The organism is Curtobacterium salicis (assembly GCF_011759505.1).
Lineage (GTDB): Bacteria > Actinomycetota > Actinomycetes > Actinomycetales > Microbacteriaceae > Curtobacterium > Curtobacterium salicis.
Map to the genome: position 1 here is coordinate 244,707 of NZ_JAAOYO010000004.1, position 15,026 is coordinate 259,732.

The window sequence follows — 15,026 nt, forward strand, 5'->3', positions numbered from 1 at the left end:
GCCACAGACGGCTCATAGGAATCTCTCGATACTCGAAGACGTGACCATCTCCCAGCCCTCCGCACCCCCGCGCCTCACGCGTGCCGACGGTTCGCCGTTGCGCATCCTGGTCGTCGACGACGAAGCCAGCCTCACCGACCTGCTCTCGATGGCGCTCCGCTACGAGGGCTGGGATGTCCGGAGCGCGAACGGCGGGCAGGACGCCCTCACCAAGGCGCGGGAGTTCCACCCGGACGCGATGGTGCTCGACGTGATGATGCCGGACCTCGACGGGCTGCAGGTCCTCAGCCGGCTGCGCCAGAACAACGACGACACCCCGGTGCTGTTCCTCACCGCCAAGGACTCCGTCGAAGACCGCGTCACCGGTCTCACCGCCGGCGGCGACGACTACGTCACCAAGCCGTTCTCCCTGGAAGAGGTCGTCGCACGCCTCCGTGGGCTCATCCGCCGCTCGCAGATCTCCGTGAGCGAGGCCGGGGACTCCCGCATCGTCGTCGGCGACCTGGTGCTCGACGAGGAGTCCTACGAGGTCACGCGCGCCGGCCGGTCGATCGAACTCACCGCGACCGAGTTCGAACTGCTCCGCTTCCTCATGCGCAACCCCCGCCGCGTGCTGTCGAAGGCGCAGATCCTGGACCGGGTGTGGTCGTACGACTTCGGCGGCAAGTCCTCCGTCGTCGAGATCTACATCTCCTACCTGCGCAAGAAGATCGACGTCGGCGAGCAGCCGATGATCCACACGGTGCGTGGCGTCGGCTACGTCATCAAGCCCACCGCCTGAACCCGGGCGCCCGCATGACCCTCCGTCGCCGGCTCGTCCTGAGCATCGTCGCCCTGGTCGTCGCCGTCAGTGCGGTGATCGGGGGCGGCAGCATCATCGCGCTCTTCTCCATCCAACGCTCGGCCATCGACGAGCAACTGCAGTACGCGACGAGCCGGGCGCAGCGATCGGTCGAACAGCAGGGGCCGAACGGGCCGGAGTTCGGGCGCCCGTCCGCGCAGGCGGCCGGAACCCTGACGGTGTACATCCTCGACGGCAACGCGGTCGTCGGTAGCCTCCTCGACAACTCGGGCCAGGCCGAACGTCTGTCGACCGCCGTGGTCCGGCCGCTCAGCGGGCTGGCCGTCGACGGGCAGCCGCACACCATCGACCTCGGGTCGGACCTCGGCCGCTACCGGGTGACGGCCGCGAACGTCGGTCCCGCCGTGCTCGTCGTCGGACTGCCACTCGCGCCGGTGTACGAGAGCGTGTGGAAGCTGCTCGGGGTGGTGCTCGTGGTCACCGTGCTCGCCCTCCTCGTCGCCTCAGCCGTCGCCACCGCCGCCGTCCGTCGCGCACTCCGGCCGCTCGACCGCGTCGCCGAGACCGCCTCGACCGTCGCCCGGATGCCCCTCGACCGCAGCGACGCGCTCGACGGCGTCCGCGTGCCCGACGCCGACCCCGCGACCGAGGTCGGCCGCGTCGGCACCGCCTTCAACCGGATGCTCGGGCACATCGGGAACGCCATGCAGGCCCGCGAACGGTCCGAACAGAAGGTCCGGCAGTTCGTCGCCGACGCCTCGCACGAACTCCGGACGCCCCTCGCCTCGATCCGCGGGTACGCCGAACTCACCCGGCGGATGGGTGCCGACCTGCCGCCGGACGTCGTCTACGCGATGAGCCGGGTCGAGTCGGAGTCCGTCCGGATGACCTCGATGGTCGAGGACCTGCTGCTCCTCGCCCGACTCGACGAGGGCCGCGAGATCCAGTTCGCCGACGTCGACCTGACCGGCCTCGTGCTCGACGCCGTCAACGACGCCCACGCTGCCTCGCCGGACCACCCGATCGAGGTCGACCTGCCCGCCGAGCCCGTCGAGGTCGTCGGCGACGCGGCACGCCTGCACCAGGTGATCGTCAACCTCGTCACCAACGCCCGTACCCACACGCCCGACGGCACGCGCATCACCGTCGGCATCGCACCGGCCACCGACGGTGGCGTCGACCTCACCGTCCGCGACGACGGACAGGGCATCGACCCGGAGTTCCTGCCGAAGCTCTTCGAGCGGTTCGCCCGCGCGGACAGTTCACGCTCGCGCACCGCGGGGTCGACGGGGCTCGGGCTCGCGATCGTCGACGCCGTCGTGCAGGCGCACGGCGGTCAGGTCGGCGTCACGAGCGAACCGGGCGCGACGGTGTTCACGGTGCACCTGCTCGCACGGGGCGCGGGTGCGGACCACGTCGCGGGCGAGCCGGCGGTCGCCGGTGCGCCGGTCGGGGGCGCGCCGGCCGTCGGCGGCGGCGGCGCTGCTGCTGCCGGCAATGCTGCTGTCGGCGATGCCGACGTGGACACGTGGTCCGGGGTGCCGGAGCGCTCGTGAGCGGGACCGGCGGGGCGGGCGGGGACCGCGCCTCCCGGCTGGTCGGTGGTTCCGGACCGCCGCCGTCGTGTGGTACGGTTCTGTTCAGCCAAAGACCGCTGGTCGTTGCTGCCGTGCTCAGGTACGGACAGTGACCGAAGGTCCTCGTCACGAGGCCGCCCGCGCAGGTGTTCAGAACCACTCCCACACATCGTGCGGGAGCAGCTCCGAGCCTCTGCGCCGGAGCTTTTTTCGTGTGCGGGTTGTGTTCACCACAGCCATGGGACCCGGGGCTGCCAGCAAGAACCCCAAGGAGAACCATGGCGAACAAGGAAGCTGCGGTCGCCGAGCTCACGGAGTCCTTCCGTAGCTCGAACGCCGTTCTGCTCACCGAGTACCGCGGTCTCACGGTCGCGCAGCTCAAGGAGCTCCGCAACTCGATCCGTGAGCACGCCACGTACGCCGTGGTGAAGAACACGCTGACCAAGATCGCGGCCAACGAGGCAGGCATCACGTCGTTCGACGACGAGCTCGCCGGTCCGTCCGCTCTCGCCTTCGTCCACGGTGACACCGTCGCCGTCGCGAAGTCGCTGCGTGCATTCGCCAAGGCGAACCCCGAGCTCGTGGTGAAGGGTGGTTACTTCGACGGTAACCCGCTCTCCGCGACCGAGGTGGACAAGCTCGCCGACCTCGAGTCCCGCGAAGTGCTGCTCGGCAAGCTCGCCGGCGCCTTCAAGGCCTCGCTGTTCGGTGCTGCGTACCTGTTCAACGCACCCCTCTCGCAGGCCGTCCGCACGGTGGACGCCCTCCGCGAGAAGCAGGAGTCCGCGGCCTGACCAGGCACGCGTTCCACAACCACATCACGTACTGAGTAGTAGGAGAAAATCATGGCGAAGCTTTCGCAGGACGAGCTCATCGAGGCCTTCAAGGAGCTCACGCTCATCGAGCTCTCTGACTTCGTGAAGAAGTTCGAAGAGGTCTTCGAGGTCACCGCTGCTGCCCCCGTCGCGGTCGCCGCGGCCGGTGGCGCTGCTGCCCCCGCCGAGGAGGTCGAGGAGAAGACCGAGTTCGACGTCGTGCTCAAGTCGGCCGGTGACAAGAAGATCCAGGTCATCAAGGAGGTCCGCAGCCTCACGTCGCTCGGCCTGGGCGAGGCCAAGGCCCTCGTCGAGACCGCCGACGCCAAGGTGCTCGAGGGCGCCAACAAGGAGACCGCCGACAAGGCCAAGGCTTCGCTCGAGGCCGCCGGCGCCACCGTCGAGCTCGTCTGAGTCTGACCTTCTGGTCACGAAGGCCGCTGCCCCTCGGGGCGGCGGCCTTCGTCGTGTGCGGGGCGCGCGGCCGCGGGCGGACCGCGGGCGCCGAGCCTCGGCGCTGCTGCTCCGCCTCAGACGCGGATGCCGTGCTGTCGGAGGAGTGCGGAGTCGCTCGGGGTCGGCGAGGTACCACCAGGTGACACGGATCACCGTGCGGACTCCCGGCAGGGCGCGGAGTTGGTCCTCGCGGATCTTCTCCTGCCAGAGGACCTGCGCTGCATCGCGGCCCGCGAGCATCGTGGGGTCGACGTACTTCTGCTGCCCGTCGAACTCGAGGACGACACCGAGCGAGGGGATCCAGAAGTCGACCCGTCGGAGGGTGCCGTCCGGTGACCGGAACTCGTACTGCGGCTGGGCCGGACCGACGCCGAGCTCGACCAGGCGGACTGCGGTGGAGGACTCGCCGACTGACTCGTGCCGTGCATCGAGAGCCGCAACGACGAGCCGAGCGCGACGCGACCAGCGGGCTGGCGCTTCGGGGAGAGCGAGCTGGAGGGACGCCGGGTCGACGGACCCGTTGCGGACGGCGTGGTCGATCGCCACGGCGGCGGTGCTCGGGTCAGACGTGGTCGCGACCAACACCGCCGTCACGGCGCGGAGCAGGGTCGGCTCGGTGATCTCCATGGAACCGAGGCTCGCGCTGCCGGACGCGGTGCGGGCCTCCCCGCCGGTTCCGGTGCACTGACGCCGTTCTCCACAGCAGCCGGCGGGGAAGCGAGGCTCGCCTCAGCGGACACTTTCCGTGCGCCAGCCGCCGCAAAATGTCCGCCCGGCCGAGGCTCGGCGCCGGGCCCGCCCGCCCGCGGCGGGGCGCTACGCGAGCGTGCTGTGGCGGCGGCCGTAGGCCACGTACAGCACTGCGCCGACGACCATCCAGATGCCGAAGGCGATCCACGTGCCCGCACCGAGCGTCACCGCCAGGAACAGGCAGAACAGGACGCCGAGGACCGGCACCACCGGGAAGAACGGCACGCGGTACGACCGTTCCAGGTCCGGCTGGGTGCGACGGAGCACGATCACCGAGATGTTCACGAGCGCGAACGCGATGAGTGTGCCGATGCTCGTGGCGTCGGCGAGTTCGCCGAGGGGGACGAGCGCCGCCACGATCGTGACCACGATGCCGACGATGAGGGTGTTCGCGATCGGGGTCCCGGTGCGCGGTGACACCCGCCCGAACACCTTCGGCACGAGACCGTCACGCGCCATCGTGAGCAGGATGCGGGTCTGGCCGTAGAGCACGGTCAGGACGACGCTGGCGATCGCGATGACGGCGCCGATCGAGAACACGAGCGCGACGACCGGCTCCCCGGTGACGTCGACGACGATCCGGACGAGCGAGGCCTCGTCGGCGGAGAACGACGTCCACGACCGGGCACCGATCGCGGCGACGGCGACCAGGATGTAGAGCGCGGTGATGAGGGCGATCGACCCGATGATCGCGCGCGGCAGGTCGCGGCGGGGGTTCTTCGCCTCCTCGCCGGCGGTGGATGCGGCATCGAACCCGATGTACGAGAAGAACAGTCGGGAGGCAGCCGCACTCACGCCCGCGGCACCCATCGGCGCGAGCGGCTCGAAGTTCCCGATCCGGAACGCCGAGAACGCCACGATGACGAAGAACACGAGCAACGCGATCTTCACGAGCACCATGAGCGTGTTCACCCAGGCGCTCTCCTTCGCCCCGGGCAGCAGGACGAGCATGGCCACGAGGACGAGCGCGGCGGCCGGCAGGTTCACGAGACCGCCGTCGCCCGGAGGCGCGGAGAGCACGGCCGGCAGGTGCAGCCCGAACACGCGCAGGGTCTCGTCGACGTACTCGCTCGCTCCGACCGCGACGGCGGCGACCGACACCGCGTACTCGAGGACGAGACACCACCCGCAGACCCAGGCGATGCCCTCGCCCATGGTCGCGTACGTGTAGGAGTAGCTCGACCCGGAGGTGGGGACCGCTCCGGCCATCTCGGCGTACGACAGTGCCGACAGCAGCGCGGCGACGCCGGCGAGGACGAACGAGATCCAGACGGCGGGCCCGGCGAGCGGGACGGCGGTGCCGAGGACGACCAGGATCCCGGTCCCCAGGGTGGCCCCGACGCTGATCATCGTCAGGTGCCACACGCCCAGGGTCCGGCGGAGCGGCTGCCCGTCGACGCCCTCCGCGGCCTCGGATCGGAGCTGGTCCACGGGCTTCCGCCGGAGGAGCTGATGGGCGAGTGACGGCGCGGACGACATGGGACCTCACGGGGGCACGAGCGGGGGACGGGTCATCGTCCCACGGCCCCCGGACGGGGTCCAAACCGGTCCCGTCCGCTCCTCCACACGGGAGGCACGGATCACCTCTGTCCACAGCCCTCGGCGAACGGGTCGGGCCGGGTCGGTCCGCGGGCGTACATTCGTGCGAGGACGACGCCGCGAGGCGTGGAGAGGGTGTCGATGAGTCAGATGGGCTCCGTCGCCGGTGGCGGCGGGATGCGTGGTGGTGGCGGGCCCGGCGGCGGGCACGGCCGAGGCCGGATCTCGAGTGGCGACCCGGACGCGCAGCGTGCGGCGAACGCGGAAGCGCCCCGGATCCCGCACCTGCTCCGACGCATCGCCGGGCTCTTCGTCCCACACCGACGCTCGATCGGCCTGACCGTCGTCCTCGTGCTCATCGGCGCGGCCATCTCGGTGATCCCGCCGCTGCTGACCCAGCAGGCGTTCGACCGCGGACTGTTCCCGCCCGGCGGACGACCGGACGTGCCGGTGCTCGCCGTGCTCGTCGGCGCCATGATCGGCCTGTGGATCCTCAACGCCGGCATCGGCGTCTGGCAGACCTACCTGACCGCCACGGTCGGCAACAAGGTCATGGGTGCGATGCGGATGCGGCTCTTCGGACACCTGCAGCGGATGGAACTCGCGTTCTTCACGCGGACGAAGACCGGCGTGATCCAGAGCCGGTTGCAGAACGACGTCGGCGGTGTCGCCAGCGTGCTGAACAACACGATCTCCTCGGTGCTCGGCAACACCGTGACCGTGATCGCCGCCGTCGTCGCGATGCTGTTGCTGAGTTGGCAGATGACCCTCGTGGCCGTCGTGCTCCTGCCGTTGCTCGTCATCGCGCAGCGGAAGGTCGGCAAGGTCCGCGCGCGGATCGCCGCGCAGACCCAGGAGTCGTTGTCCGACATGACGTCCATCACGCAGGAGACCCTGAGCGTGTCGGGGATCCTGCTCGCGAAGAGCTTCAACCAGCAGCGCAGCGAGATCCACCGTTACGGTGACGAGAACCGCAACCAGATCGGCCTGCAGGTGCGCCAGCAGATGTCCGGTCAGTGGTTCTTCGCGATCGTGTCGATCTTCCTGTCGATCATCCCCGCGGTGATCTACCTGGTCGCCGCGTACCTGATCGAGGGCGGGGTCCCGATCACCGCCGGCACCATCGTGGCGTTCACGACCGTGCAGTCCCGGCTGCTGTTCCCGACGGTCGGACTGCTGCGGGTCGTCCTCGACCTGCAGACCTCGGGCGCCCTGTTCGCCCGCATCTTCGAGTACTTCGACCTGAAGCCGGCGATCACGGACTCCGCCACGGCGAAGCCCGTCGACGAACGACGCGTCGGGCACGTGGCGTTCGACGACGTCTCCTTCGCCTACCCCGACGGCGAGCCGGACAAGCCGACCCTTCGCGGCGTCTCGTTCGAGTTGCAGCCGGGGCAGTTCGCGGCGTTCGTCGGACCCTCCGGTGCGGGCAAGACCACGATCTCGTACCTGGTCCCGAGGCTCTACGAGGCGACGGCGGGTTCCGTGCGGTTCGCGGGGCAGGACGTGCGGGACATCGAGCACGACGACCTGATGGCGCACATCGGCATCGTCAGCCAGGAGACGTACCTGTTCCACTCGTCGATCGGTGACAACCTGCGCTACGCCAAGCCGGACGCGACGGACGCCGAACTCGAGCGTGCGGCACGGGCGGCGAACATCCACGAGACGATCGCGTCGTTCCCGGACGGCTACGACACGATCGTGGGGGAGCGGGGCTACCGGCTCTCCGGCGGCGAGAAGCAGCGCATCGCGATCGCCCGCGTCCTGCTCAAGGACCCGCCCGTCCTCGTCCTCGACGAGGCGACGAGTGCCCTCGACTCGATCTCGGAGCGCGTCGTGCAGGCGGCGCTCGACACCGCTGCCCGGGGGCGGACGACCATCTCCATCGCGCACCGGCTGTCGACGATCCGGGATGCGGACGTGATCTTCGTCCTCGACCACGGGCAGATCACCGAGCAGGGCACGCACGACGAACTCCTCGCACTCGGCGGGACGTACTCGACCCTGCACGAGCAACAGAGCGATCCGGTGGTCGCCGGTCGCGCCTGACGCCGGAGGACGGACCAGACGGAGCGGGGTCACGATGGGGGCCTGCTGAGCATCCGTCGTCGGACGTCGCACAGGCAGGACCGCCACCTAGACTCGTCGGGTGCGTTACGCGAACTCCGTCGTCGACCTGGTCGGCGACACCCCGCTGGTCAAGCTGAACCGTGTCACCGAGGGCATCCGGGCCACCGTCCTGGTCAAGGTCGAGTACCTGAACCCGGGTGGGTCGTCGAAGGACCGCATCGCGACGCGGATCATCGACGCGGCCGAGGCCTCCGGCGACCTGCGTCCCGGCGGCACCATCGTCGAGCCGACCTCCGGCAACACCGGTGTCGGTCTGGCGCTGGTCGCCCAGCAGCGCGGGTACCGGTGCGTGTTCGTCCTCCCCGACAAGGTCGGCGAGGACAAGCGGAACGTCCTCACCGCGTACGGCGCCGAGATCGTCGTCACCCCGACCGCCGTCGCCCCGGAGGACCCGGAGTCCTACTACTCCGTGTCCGACCGGCTGGTGCGCGAGATCCCCGGGGCCTACAAGCCGAACCAGTACGCCAACCCGAACGGGCCGCGCAGCCACTACGAGACCACGGGTCCCGAGATCTGGCGGGACACCGAGGGGCAGCTCACGCACTTCGTCGCGGGGGTCGGCACCGGCGGCACGATCTCCGGCACCGGCCGGTTCCTCAAGGAAGCCTCCGACGGTCGGGTCCGGATCGTCGGCGCCGACCCGGAGGGCTCCGTCTACTCCGGCGGCACCGGTCGCCCCTACCTGGTGGAGGGCGTCGGCGAGGACTTCTGGCCGGACGCCTACGACGCCGGCGTGCCGGACGAGATCATCGCCGTCTCGGACGCCGACTCGTTCGCGATGACGCGGCGGCTCGCTCGCGAAGAAGGCCTGCTCGTCGGTGGGTCGAGCGGCATGGCCGTGGTGGCCGCGCTGCGCGCCGCCGAGTCGTTGTCCGAGGACGACGTCGTCGTGGTCCTGCTCCCGGACGGCGGCCGCGGGTACCTCGGCAAGATCTTCAACGACCGGTGGATGCGCTCGTACGGCTTCGCCGAGACCGACGACGAACGCTCCGTCGGCGACCTCATCGCCGGCAAGGACGGCCGTCTGCCCGACCTCGTGCACGCCCACCCCTCGGACACCATCCGCGACGTCATCGACATCATGACGAAGTACGGCGTCTCGCAGATGCCCGTCCTCAGCGCCGAACCGCCCGTCGTGATGGGCGAGGTCGTCGGTGCGGTCGAGGAGAAGGCCCTGCTCGGCCAGGTCTTCACCGGCGCCGCGGGCATGGCCGACGCGCTCACGCCGTTCGTCGGCGACCCGCTGCCGTTGATCGGCATCGGGGAGTCGCTCGCAGCCGCCCGCAAGGCCCTCGAGGGGGCGGACGCCCTGCTCGTCGTCGGCGACGGCAAGCCGGTCACGGTCCTCACCCGCCACGACCTCCTCACCTACCTCTCCGAGTGACGGCGGCCCGGCCGGCGTCGACCGAGCCCGCCGCAGAGCACCCGGTACCGTCGGCCACCGCGAGCCGACCCACCCAGACCGCACCGAGCCTCCCGGAAGGGGCACCCGCGACATGACCGAGTTCAGCACCCGCGCCATCCACGCCGGCCAGGAGCCGGACGGCCCCACCGGCGCCGTGATCCCGCCCCTCTACCTGACCTCCACCTACGTGCAGGACGGCATCGGCGGTCTGCGCGGCGGGTACGAGTACTCGCGGTCCGGCAACCCGACGCGTGACTCGTTGCAGACGCTCCTCGCCGACCTGGACGGCGGCGTCGCGGCCTACTCGTTCTCGTCCGGTCTGGCGGGTGAGGACGCACTGCTCCGCGCCTACCTGGAGCCCGGTGCCCGGATCGTGATGGGCAACGACGTCTACGGCGGCACCCACCGGCTGGCGAACCGCCTGCACGTGCCGTGGGGCATCGAACTCGTGACGGTGGAGATGAGCGACCCGGACCGCGTCCGCGCCGCGCTCGCCGACAGCCCCGCGAAGACCGTGCTGTGGGTCGAGACCCCGACGAACCCGCTCATGAAGATCGCCGACATCGAGACCCTCGCCGCGATCGGACACGAGGCCGGCGCCCTGGTCGTCGTCGACAACACCTTCGCCTCGCCCGCCCTGCAGCAGCCGATCGCGCTGGGCGCCGACGTCGTCGTGTACTCGACGACGAAGTACCTCGGCGGTCACTCGGACGTGGTCGGCGGCGCCGTCGTCCTCCGCGACGCGGAGCTCGCCGAGAAGGTCGCGTTCGTGCAGTTCGGCGGCGGTGCGATCTCGTCACCGTTCGACGCGTGGCTGACGATCCGCGGCATCAAGACCCTCAGCGTCCGCATGCAGCGGCACTCCACCAACGCGCAGACCGTCGCCGAGGCCCTCCTCGCCCACCCGGCCGTCGAGCACGTCTACTACCCGGGCCTGCCGGAGCACCCGGGACACGACGTCGCCGCGAAGCAGATGCGTGGCTTCGGCGGCATGCTGTCGGTGGCGCTCGCCGGTGGTGCCGAGGCGGCGAAGCGGTTCGCGGAGTCGACCGAGCTGTTCGCGCTGGCGGAGTCGCTCGGCGGGGTCGAGTCGCTCATCGGGTACCCGAGCGAGATGACGCACGCCTCGGTCAAGGGCACCGAGCTCGCCGTCCCCGAGAACGTCGTCCGGCTGTCGGTCGGCATCGAGGACGTCGGGGACCTGGTCGCGGACGTGCAGCAGGCGCTCGAGCGCTGAGCCCCGGCCCGTAGTCACGGCCGCGGCCCGGCTGCGGGCCAGCGCCAGCGCCAGCGCCAGGATCACGACCACGGAGCACGGGTCGGACGGGCCCGGCGCTCGGCGTCCTACGATGAACGGGTGACCTCCACGACGGCGACGCGGCCGAGCATCTTCGAGCGCCGACACCTCGTGGCCACGATGGGCATGATCGCGATCGTGGCGGTCTCGGCCTTCCAGAACCTGGCGATGACGACGATCATGCCGGTGATCGCCGCCGACCTGCACGGTGAGCGGCTGTACTCCCTGAGCTTCGCGGCGCCGCTCGCGGCCGGCGTGCCGGGCATGGTCCTGGCGGGCAACTGGGCCGACCGGGCTGGCGGCCGGATCGTCGCGTGGGTGTCCGCCGCCTTCTTCGCGACGGGCACGGCGATCGTGATGCTCGCCCCGACCATGCCGGTGTTCCTCGCCGGTCGCCTGGTCGAGGGGTTCGGCGCGGGCGCGATCGACGTCGTGCTCTACGTCCTCGTCGCACGGGTCTTCCCCGCCGAGCTCCACGGCTCGGTGTTCGCCGGGTTCGCCGCCGCCTGGGTCGTCCCGGCGCTCATCGGTCCGGCGCTCGCGGGCATCGTCACCGACGCCTTCGGCTGGCACTGGGTCTTCGCCGGTGCACTCGGCATCGCGGTGGTCGCGTTCGCGTGCCTGGTCCCGACGCTCCGCCGTCTGCACCCGCCCCTCCGGGAGGCACGCCCACCATGGCAAGGTGCGCGGATCGGGTGGTCGGTCGGCGCCGCCACCGCGGTGCTGCTGCTCAACACGGCACCGGACCTGCCCGGACCGGTCCGGGTGGTCGCCGTCGTGGTGGGGCTGGTCGGCGCATGGGCCGCGCTCCGGCCGCTGCTGCCGCGGCGGACCTTCACGGGTGGCCCCGGTCTGCCGTCGGTCGTGTTGCTCCGCGGCGTCCTGGCGGCGGGGTTCTTCGGCAGCGAGGCGTACGTCCCGTTCCTGCTGCAGGCACAGCACGGGTTGCGTGCCTCGACCGCCGGACTCGCCCTCACCGTCGCGGCGCTGAGCTGGGCGTCGGCGAGCTGGGCGCACGGCCGACTCGGCGAGACCCGACTGCCCGCCGCCCGTGCGTTCGGCGTCGGCCTGGCGCTGGTCCTGGTGAGCCTGCTGGCGGCGCTCGCGGTGGCGGTGTTCGACCTGCCCGCCGGCGTCCTGGTCGCCGGGTGGTTCGTCGGTGGTGCGGGCATGGGCGTCGCGTACCCGCGGACGTCGATGCTGACGCTGCGGTTCTCCCGCGAGGGCGACGACGGGTTCGCGAGTTCCGCCCTGACGATCGCCGACGCATCGGGGAGCGTGGTCGGGTTGGCCGTCGCCGGACTGCTCTTCACGGCGGCGGGCGGACGGGACGAACCGGTCGCCTTCACGCTCGTCTTCGCGGCGATGACCCTGATCGCCCTCGTGGGGATCGTCGCCGTGCGTCGCCTCGGTGCCGTCCCGCCGCCGCCGCTGTCGGGCGGGTAGCCTGACAGACCCGGAACGAGGAGGAACCGTGCGCCGCACCGCAGCTGCCGTCCTGACCGCCGCACTCGCGGCGTTGACGGTCGTGGTGTCCGGTTGCACCGGGACGACCACCGCCGCCCCGACGCCCGTCCGGAGCACCGACCTGACGAGTTCCGACGGTGGCTTCGCCGAGAACGCGGTGATCGGTGTCGTCCTGACCGGGGACGCGGCGACGCCCGGCGACTCCGGGGACGGCCGTTCGTTGGCGACCCGGTTCCGCGAGGAGCTGACGGCGGCGGGCTTCCGGCCGGACATCCGTGTCGCCGGTGCCGATGAGGCCGCCCGGCAGCGGTCGGCGGTCCGCGACCTGGTGCAGACCGGCGCGAAAGCACTGCTCGTCCGTGCCGCGGACCCGTCGACGCTCCGGAGCGAACTCCGCACCGCGCACGACGCCGGGGTCGTCGTGGTGGCGCTGGACGGTCCGCTGCCGTCGTCCGGTGGTGGCAACGACGGGCTGTCCTCGGACTACCGGCTCGACGGTGGCGACTCCGACGCGCAGCTGGTCAGCCGGGCGATCGAGATGGTGACCTCGCTGCAGCGCGGCGAGGAACCCACGGAGCAGTAGGGGCGGGTCAGCTCCACCAGGCCGGGAACGACCGGGTGATCGTCTCGACCAGGGCCTTGCGGGAGCGCCGCGGACCGCCGAGCCAGGCCTCGATCGCACCGACGAACCCCTGGGCCACGAAACCGGCGGCGACCTCGTCGATGATCTCCGGCTTCACGGCGGGGTCGAGGCCGCGGATGTGCATCGCGCTCGACACCGTGAAGTGGTCGACGAGCAGGCGGTGCAACGAGGCGTCGGCGGTGTCGGGGAGCGCGAGTGCGTAGATCTCGCGGTGGGCCGTCACGTGGTCGACGACGGCGTTGATGCCGCGCCGGGTGATGGCCGCGAGTTCGTCCGGGCCGGCACCGTGCTCGACGGCGGCGCGTCGGGCGTCGGCGTCGTCCTCACGGATCCGGTCGAGTTCGGGTGTCAGGACGTCGGCGAGCAGCGAGCCGGGGGAGACCGCGTGCGAGTAGAACGTCGCCCGGTTGATGCCGGCCGCGCGGGTGACGTCGGCGACCGTGATCTGCGAGACCGGACGGTCGGCGGCGAGGCGCAGGACGGCCTCGCGGAGCGCGGCCGTGGTGTGCAGGATCCGAGCGTCGACCATGACGCTCCTCCCATCTCGTTCGGTCCCGCGACGTGCGCGGGTCGGGAGTCCGACGGTACCGCACCGTCCGGCCCGGCCACGCGTCCGCCGCACCGTCCGTCGGGGACGGAGGACGGGCCTCCCGGCCGTGGTCCGAAGGCGAGGACGACGGTGCAGGACGAGGTCGGTCCGTGGAGCGCGGACCGTCCCGACCGACGGTTGTCCGCCCTCCGGACGAACCCGTACCATGACGGAACGGACCGAATCGATTCGAGCGGCCGATCCCCTCTTCTTCTCCCCCCTTCGGAGGACTCCTCGTGTCCGCGCCCGCGACCACCGGTTCCCACAAGACCGTCCTGCACCCCGGCGATTCGCTGACCCGTGCCCAGCGCCTGGTCTACGTCTTCGTGCTCGGCGCGCTCACCGCGCTCGGGCCGTTCACCATCGACCTCTACCTGCCCGCGTTCCCGTCGCTCGAGCGCGACCTCGGCATCTCCGCGGGAGCGGTGCAGCTCACCCTCACGGCGACCACCATCGGCTTCGCGATCGGCCAGCTGCTCGTCGGCCCGTGGAGTGACAAGGTCGGTCGCCGACTGCCGCTCATCATCGCGACCAGCGTGCACGTCGCCGCGTCGATCTGCGCCGCCCTCGCGCCGAACGTCGAGGTCCTCGCCGTGTTCCGCGTCCTGCAGGGCATGGGAGCCGCGGCCGGCGGTGTCGTCGCGATGGCGACGGTCCGCGACCTGTTCGGCGGCAAACCGCTCGTCCGGATGCTCTCGCGTCTGGCGATGGTGAACGGGTTGGCGCCGATCCTCGCACCGCTCATCGGCTCGCAGATGCTCCGGTTCGTCTCGTGGCGCGGCATCTTCGTGTTCCTCGCCTGCTACGGCACCGCCGTCGTGATCGCGTCGATCCTGCTCATCGTCGAGACCCTGCCGAAGGAGCGCCGCCAGGAGGCCGGACACTCCACCATCGGGCAGCGCTACAAGGCGCTCTTCTCGGACCGGATCTTCGTCGGTGTCGCCCTCATCGGTGCGATGGTGTTCAGCGGGCTGTTCTCGTACCTCAGCGCGTCGCCGTTCCTGTTCCAGGGGGTGTTCGGGCTCGATCCGCAGCAGTACGGCCTGCTGTTCGCGGTGAACTCCGTCGGCGTCGTGCTCGGGGTGCAGATCTCCTCCCGGCTGGCGCAGCGGGTCGGACCGCAGTGGATCCTGGCGTGCTCGACGGCGACCCTCTTCCTCGCCGCCCTGGCCATCGTGGTGCTCGACCAGCTCGGCGCCGGGCTCGTCGGAGTCCTCGTCCCGCTCTGGTTCTACATCGCCGCATGCGGGTTCTCGTTCCCGCTCGTGCAGGTGATCGGCCTCGCCTCCCACGGGAAGGAGGCCGGGACCGCCGCCTCGCTCCTCGGCGCGCTGAACTTCGGTGTGGCGGGGATCATCTCCCCGGTCGTCGGGCTCCTCGGCATCTCGACCGCGACCCCGATGGCACTCGTGATGGGCTGCACGGCGGCCGTCGCGATCCTGGTCCTCTGGGTCGTGGTGCGTCCGCGAACGGTGCCGGCGCTGTCGCACTGACCGGGTTCTCCACAGGTCTGCCACTGCTCCGGACGGGGCACCGGTGCGTCCCTAGGCTGT

At 71.0% G+C, this 15,026-nt stretch carries 12 protein-coding genes; 10 read left to right on the forward strand and 2 right to left on the reverse strand.

The genetic code is table 11. The features are described from left to right. Positions 1-40: 40 nt before the first annotated feature. From E9228_RS13465 to rplL, 4 genes are all read left to right on the forward strand, one after another. Positions 41-781 carry a response regulator transcription factor gene (locus E9228_RS13465; protein ID WP_425248380.1) on the forward strand — a complete coding sequence of 247 codons (741 nt, stop codon included), beginning with the start codon at positions 41-43 and terminating at the stop codon, positions 779-781. Positions 782-795: 14 nt separating this feature from the next. After that, positions 796-2,358 (forward strand): sensor histidine kinase, encoded by a 1,563-nt coding sequence (locus tag E9228_RS13470; RefSeq protein ID WP_166781058.1) that lies wholly within the window; start codon positions 796-798, stop codon positions 2,356-2,358. A gap of 299 nt (positions 2,359-2,657) precedes the next feature. Beyond that, positions 2,658-3,173: a 50S ribosomal protein L10 gene (rplJ, locus tag E9228_RS13475; RefSeq protein ID WP_110902650.1), complete on the forward strand. Its 516-nt coding sequence runs from the start codon at positions 2,658-2,660 to the stop codon at positions 3,171-3,173. A 51-nt stretch (positions 3,174-3,224) separates the two neighbouring features. Beyond that, positions 3,225-3,608, forward strand: coding sequence for a 50S ribosomal protein L7/L12 (rplL, locus tag E9228_RS13480; RefSeq protein WP_166781059.1), 384 nt, complete (start codon positions 3,225-3,227; stop codon positions 3,606-3,608). Positions 3,609-4,466: 858 nt separating this feature from the next. On the opposite strand, the gene E9228_RS13485 is transcribed toward rplL, so the two are convergent. After that, positions 4,467-5,879, reverse strand: coding sequence for an amino acid permease (locus E9228_RS13485; protein ID WP_166781060.1), 1,413 nt, complete (start codon positions 5,877-5,879; stop codon positions 4,467-4,469). Positions 5,880-6,089: 210 nt separating this feature from the next. On the opposite strand from E9228_RS13485, the gene E9228_RS13490 reads away from it, so the two are divergent. The 5 genes from E9228_RS13490 to E9228_RS17630 all read left to right on the forward strand — a co-directional run bounded on the left by E9228_RS13490 (position 6,090) and on the right by E9228_RS17630 (position 12,824). After that, positions 6,090-7,991 carry an ABC transporter ATP-binding protein gene (locus E9228_RS13490; protein WP_208386282.1) on the forward strand — a complete coding sequence of 634 codons (1,902 nt, stop codon included), beginning with the start codon at positions 6,090-6,092 and terminating at the stop codon, positions 7,989-7,991. A 100-nt stretch (positions 7,992-8,091) separates the two neighbouring features. Continuing rightward, positions 8,092-9,456, forward strand: a complete 1,365-nt coding sequence (locus E9228_RS13495; RefSeq protein ID WP_166781061.1) for a cystathionine beta-synthase — start codon at positions 8,092-8,094, stop codon at positions 9,454-9,456. A 112-nt stretch (positions 9,457-9,568) separates the two neighbouring features. Continuing rightward, positions 9,569-10,714, forward strand: a complete 1,146-nt coding sequence (locus E9228_RS13500; protein WP_166781062.1) for a cystathionine gamma-synthase — start codon at positions 9,569-9,571, stop codon at positions 10,712-10,714. 120 nt (positions 10,715-10,834) lie between these two features. Continuing rightward, on the forward strand, positions 10,835-12,220 hold the full coding sequence (locus E9228_RS13505) for an MFS transporter (RefSeq protein WP_166781063.1): 1,386 nt from the start codon (positions 10,835-10,837) through the stop codon (positions 12,218-12,220). A gap of 28 nt (positions 12,221-12,248) precedes the next feature. Next, positions 12,249-12,824, forward strand: coding sequence for a substrate-binding domain-containing protein (locus E9228_RS17630; RefSeq protein ID WP_166781064.1), 576 nt, complete (start codon positions 12,249-12,251; stop codon positions 12,822-12,824). Positions 12,825-12,831: 7 nt separating this feature from the next. Here E9228_RS17630 and E9228_RS13515 read toward each other — a convergent pair whose 3' ends face one another. Further along, a complete protein-coding gene (locus tag E9228_RS13515) occupies positions 12,832-13,413 on the reverse strand; it encodes a TetR/AcrR family transcriptional regulator (protein WP_166781065.1) in 582 nt (193 codons plus the stop codon). A gap of 296 nt (positions 13,414-13,709) precedes the next feature. On the opposite strand from E9228_RS13515, the gene E9228_RS13520 reads away from it, so the two are divergent. After that, a complete protein-coding gene (locus E9228_RS13520; RefSeq protein WP_166781066.1) occupies positions 13,710-14,966 on the forward strand; it encodes a Bcr/CflA family efflux MFS transporter in 1,257 nt (418 codons plus the stop codon). Positions 14,967-15,026 lie beyond the last annotated feature (60 nt).

Coding starts and splice junctions, on each gene's coding strand:
- E9228_RS13490 (WP_208386282.1), top strand. CDS start 6,090: ATGGGCTCCGTCGCCGGTGGCGGCGGGATGCGTGGTGGTGGCGGGCCC.
- E9228_RS13500 (WP_166781062.1), top strand. CDS start 9,569: ATGACCGAGTTCAGCACCCGCGCCATCCACGCCGGCCAGGAGCCGGAC.
- E9228_RS13485 (WP_166781060.1), bottom strand. CDS start 5,879: ATGTCGTCCGCGCCGTCACTCGCCCATCAGCTCCTCCGGCGGAAGCCC.
- E9228_RS13470 (WP_166781058.1), top strand. CDS start 796: ATGACCCTCCGTCGCCGGCTCGTCCTGAGCATCGTCGCCCTGGTCGTC.
- rplJ (WP_110902650.1), top strand. CDS start 2,658: ATGGCGAACAAGGAAGCTGCGGTCGCCGAGCTCACGGAGTCCTTCCGT.
- E9228_RS13515 (WP_166781065.1), bottom strand. CDS start 13,413: ATGGTCGACGCTCGGATCCTGCACACCACGGCCGCGCTCCGCGAGGCC.
- rplL (WP_166781059.1), top strand. CDS start 3,225: ATGGCGAAGCTTTCGCAGGACGAGCTCATCGAGGCCTTCAAGGAGCTC.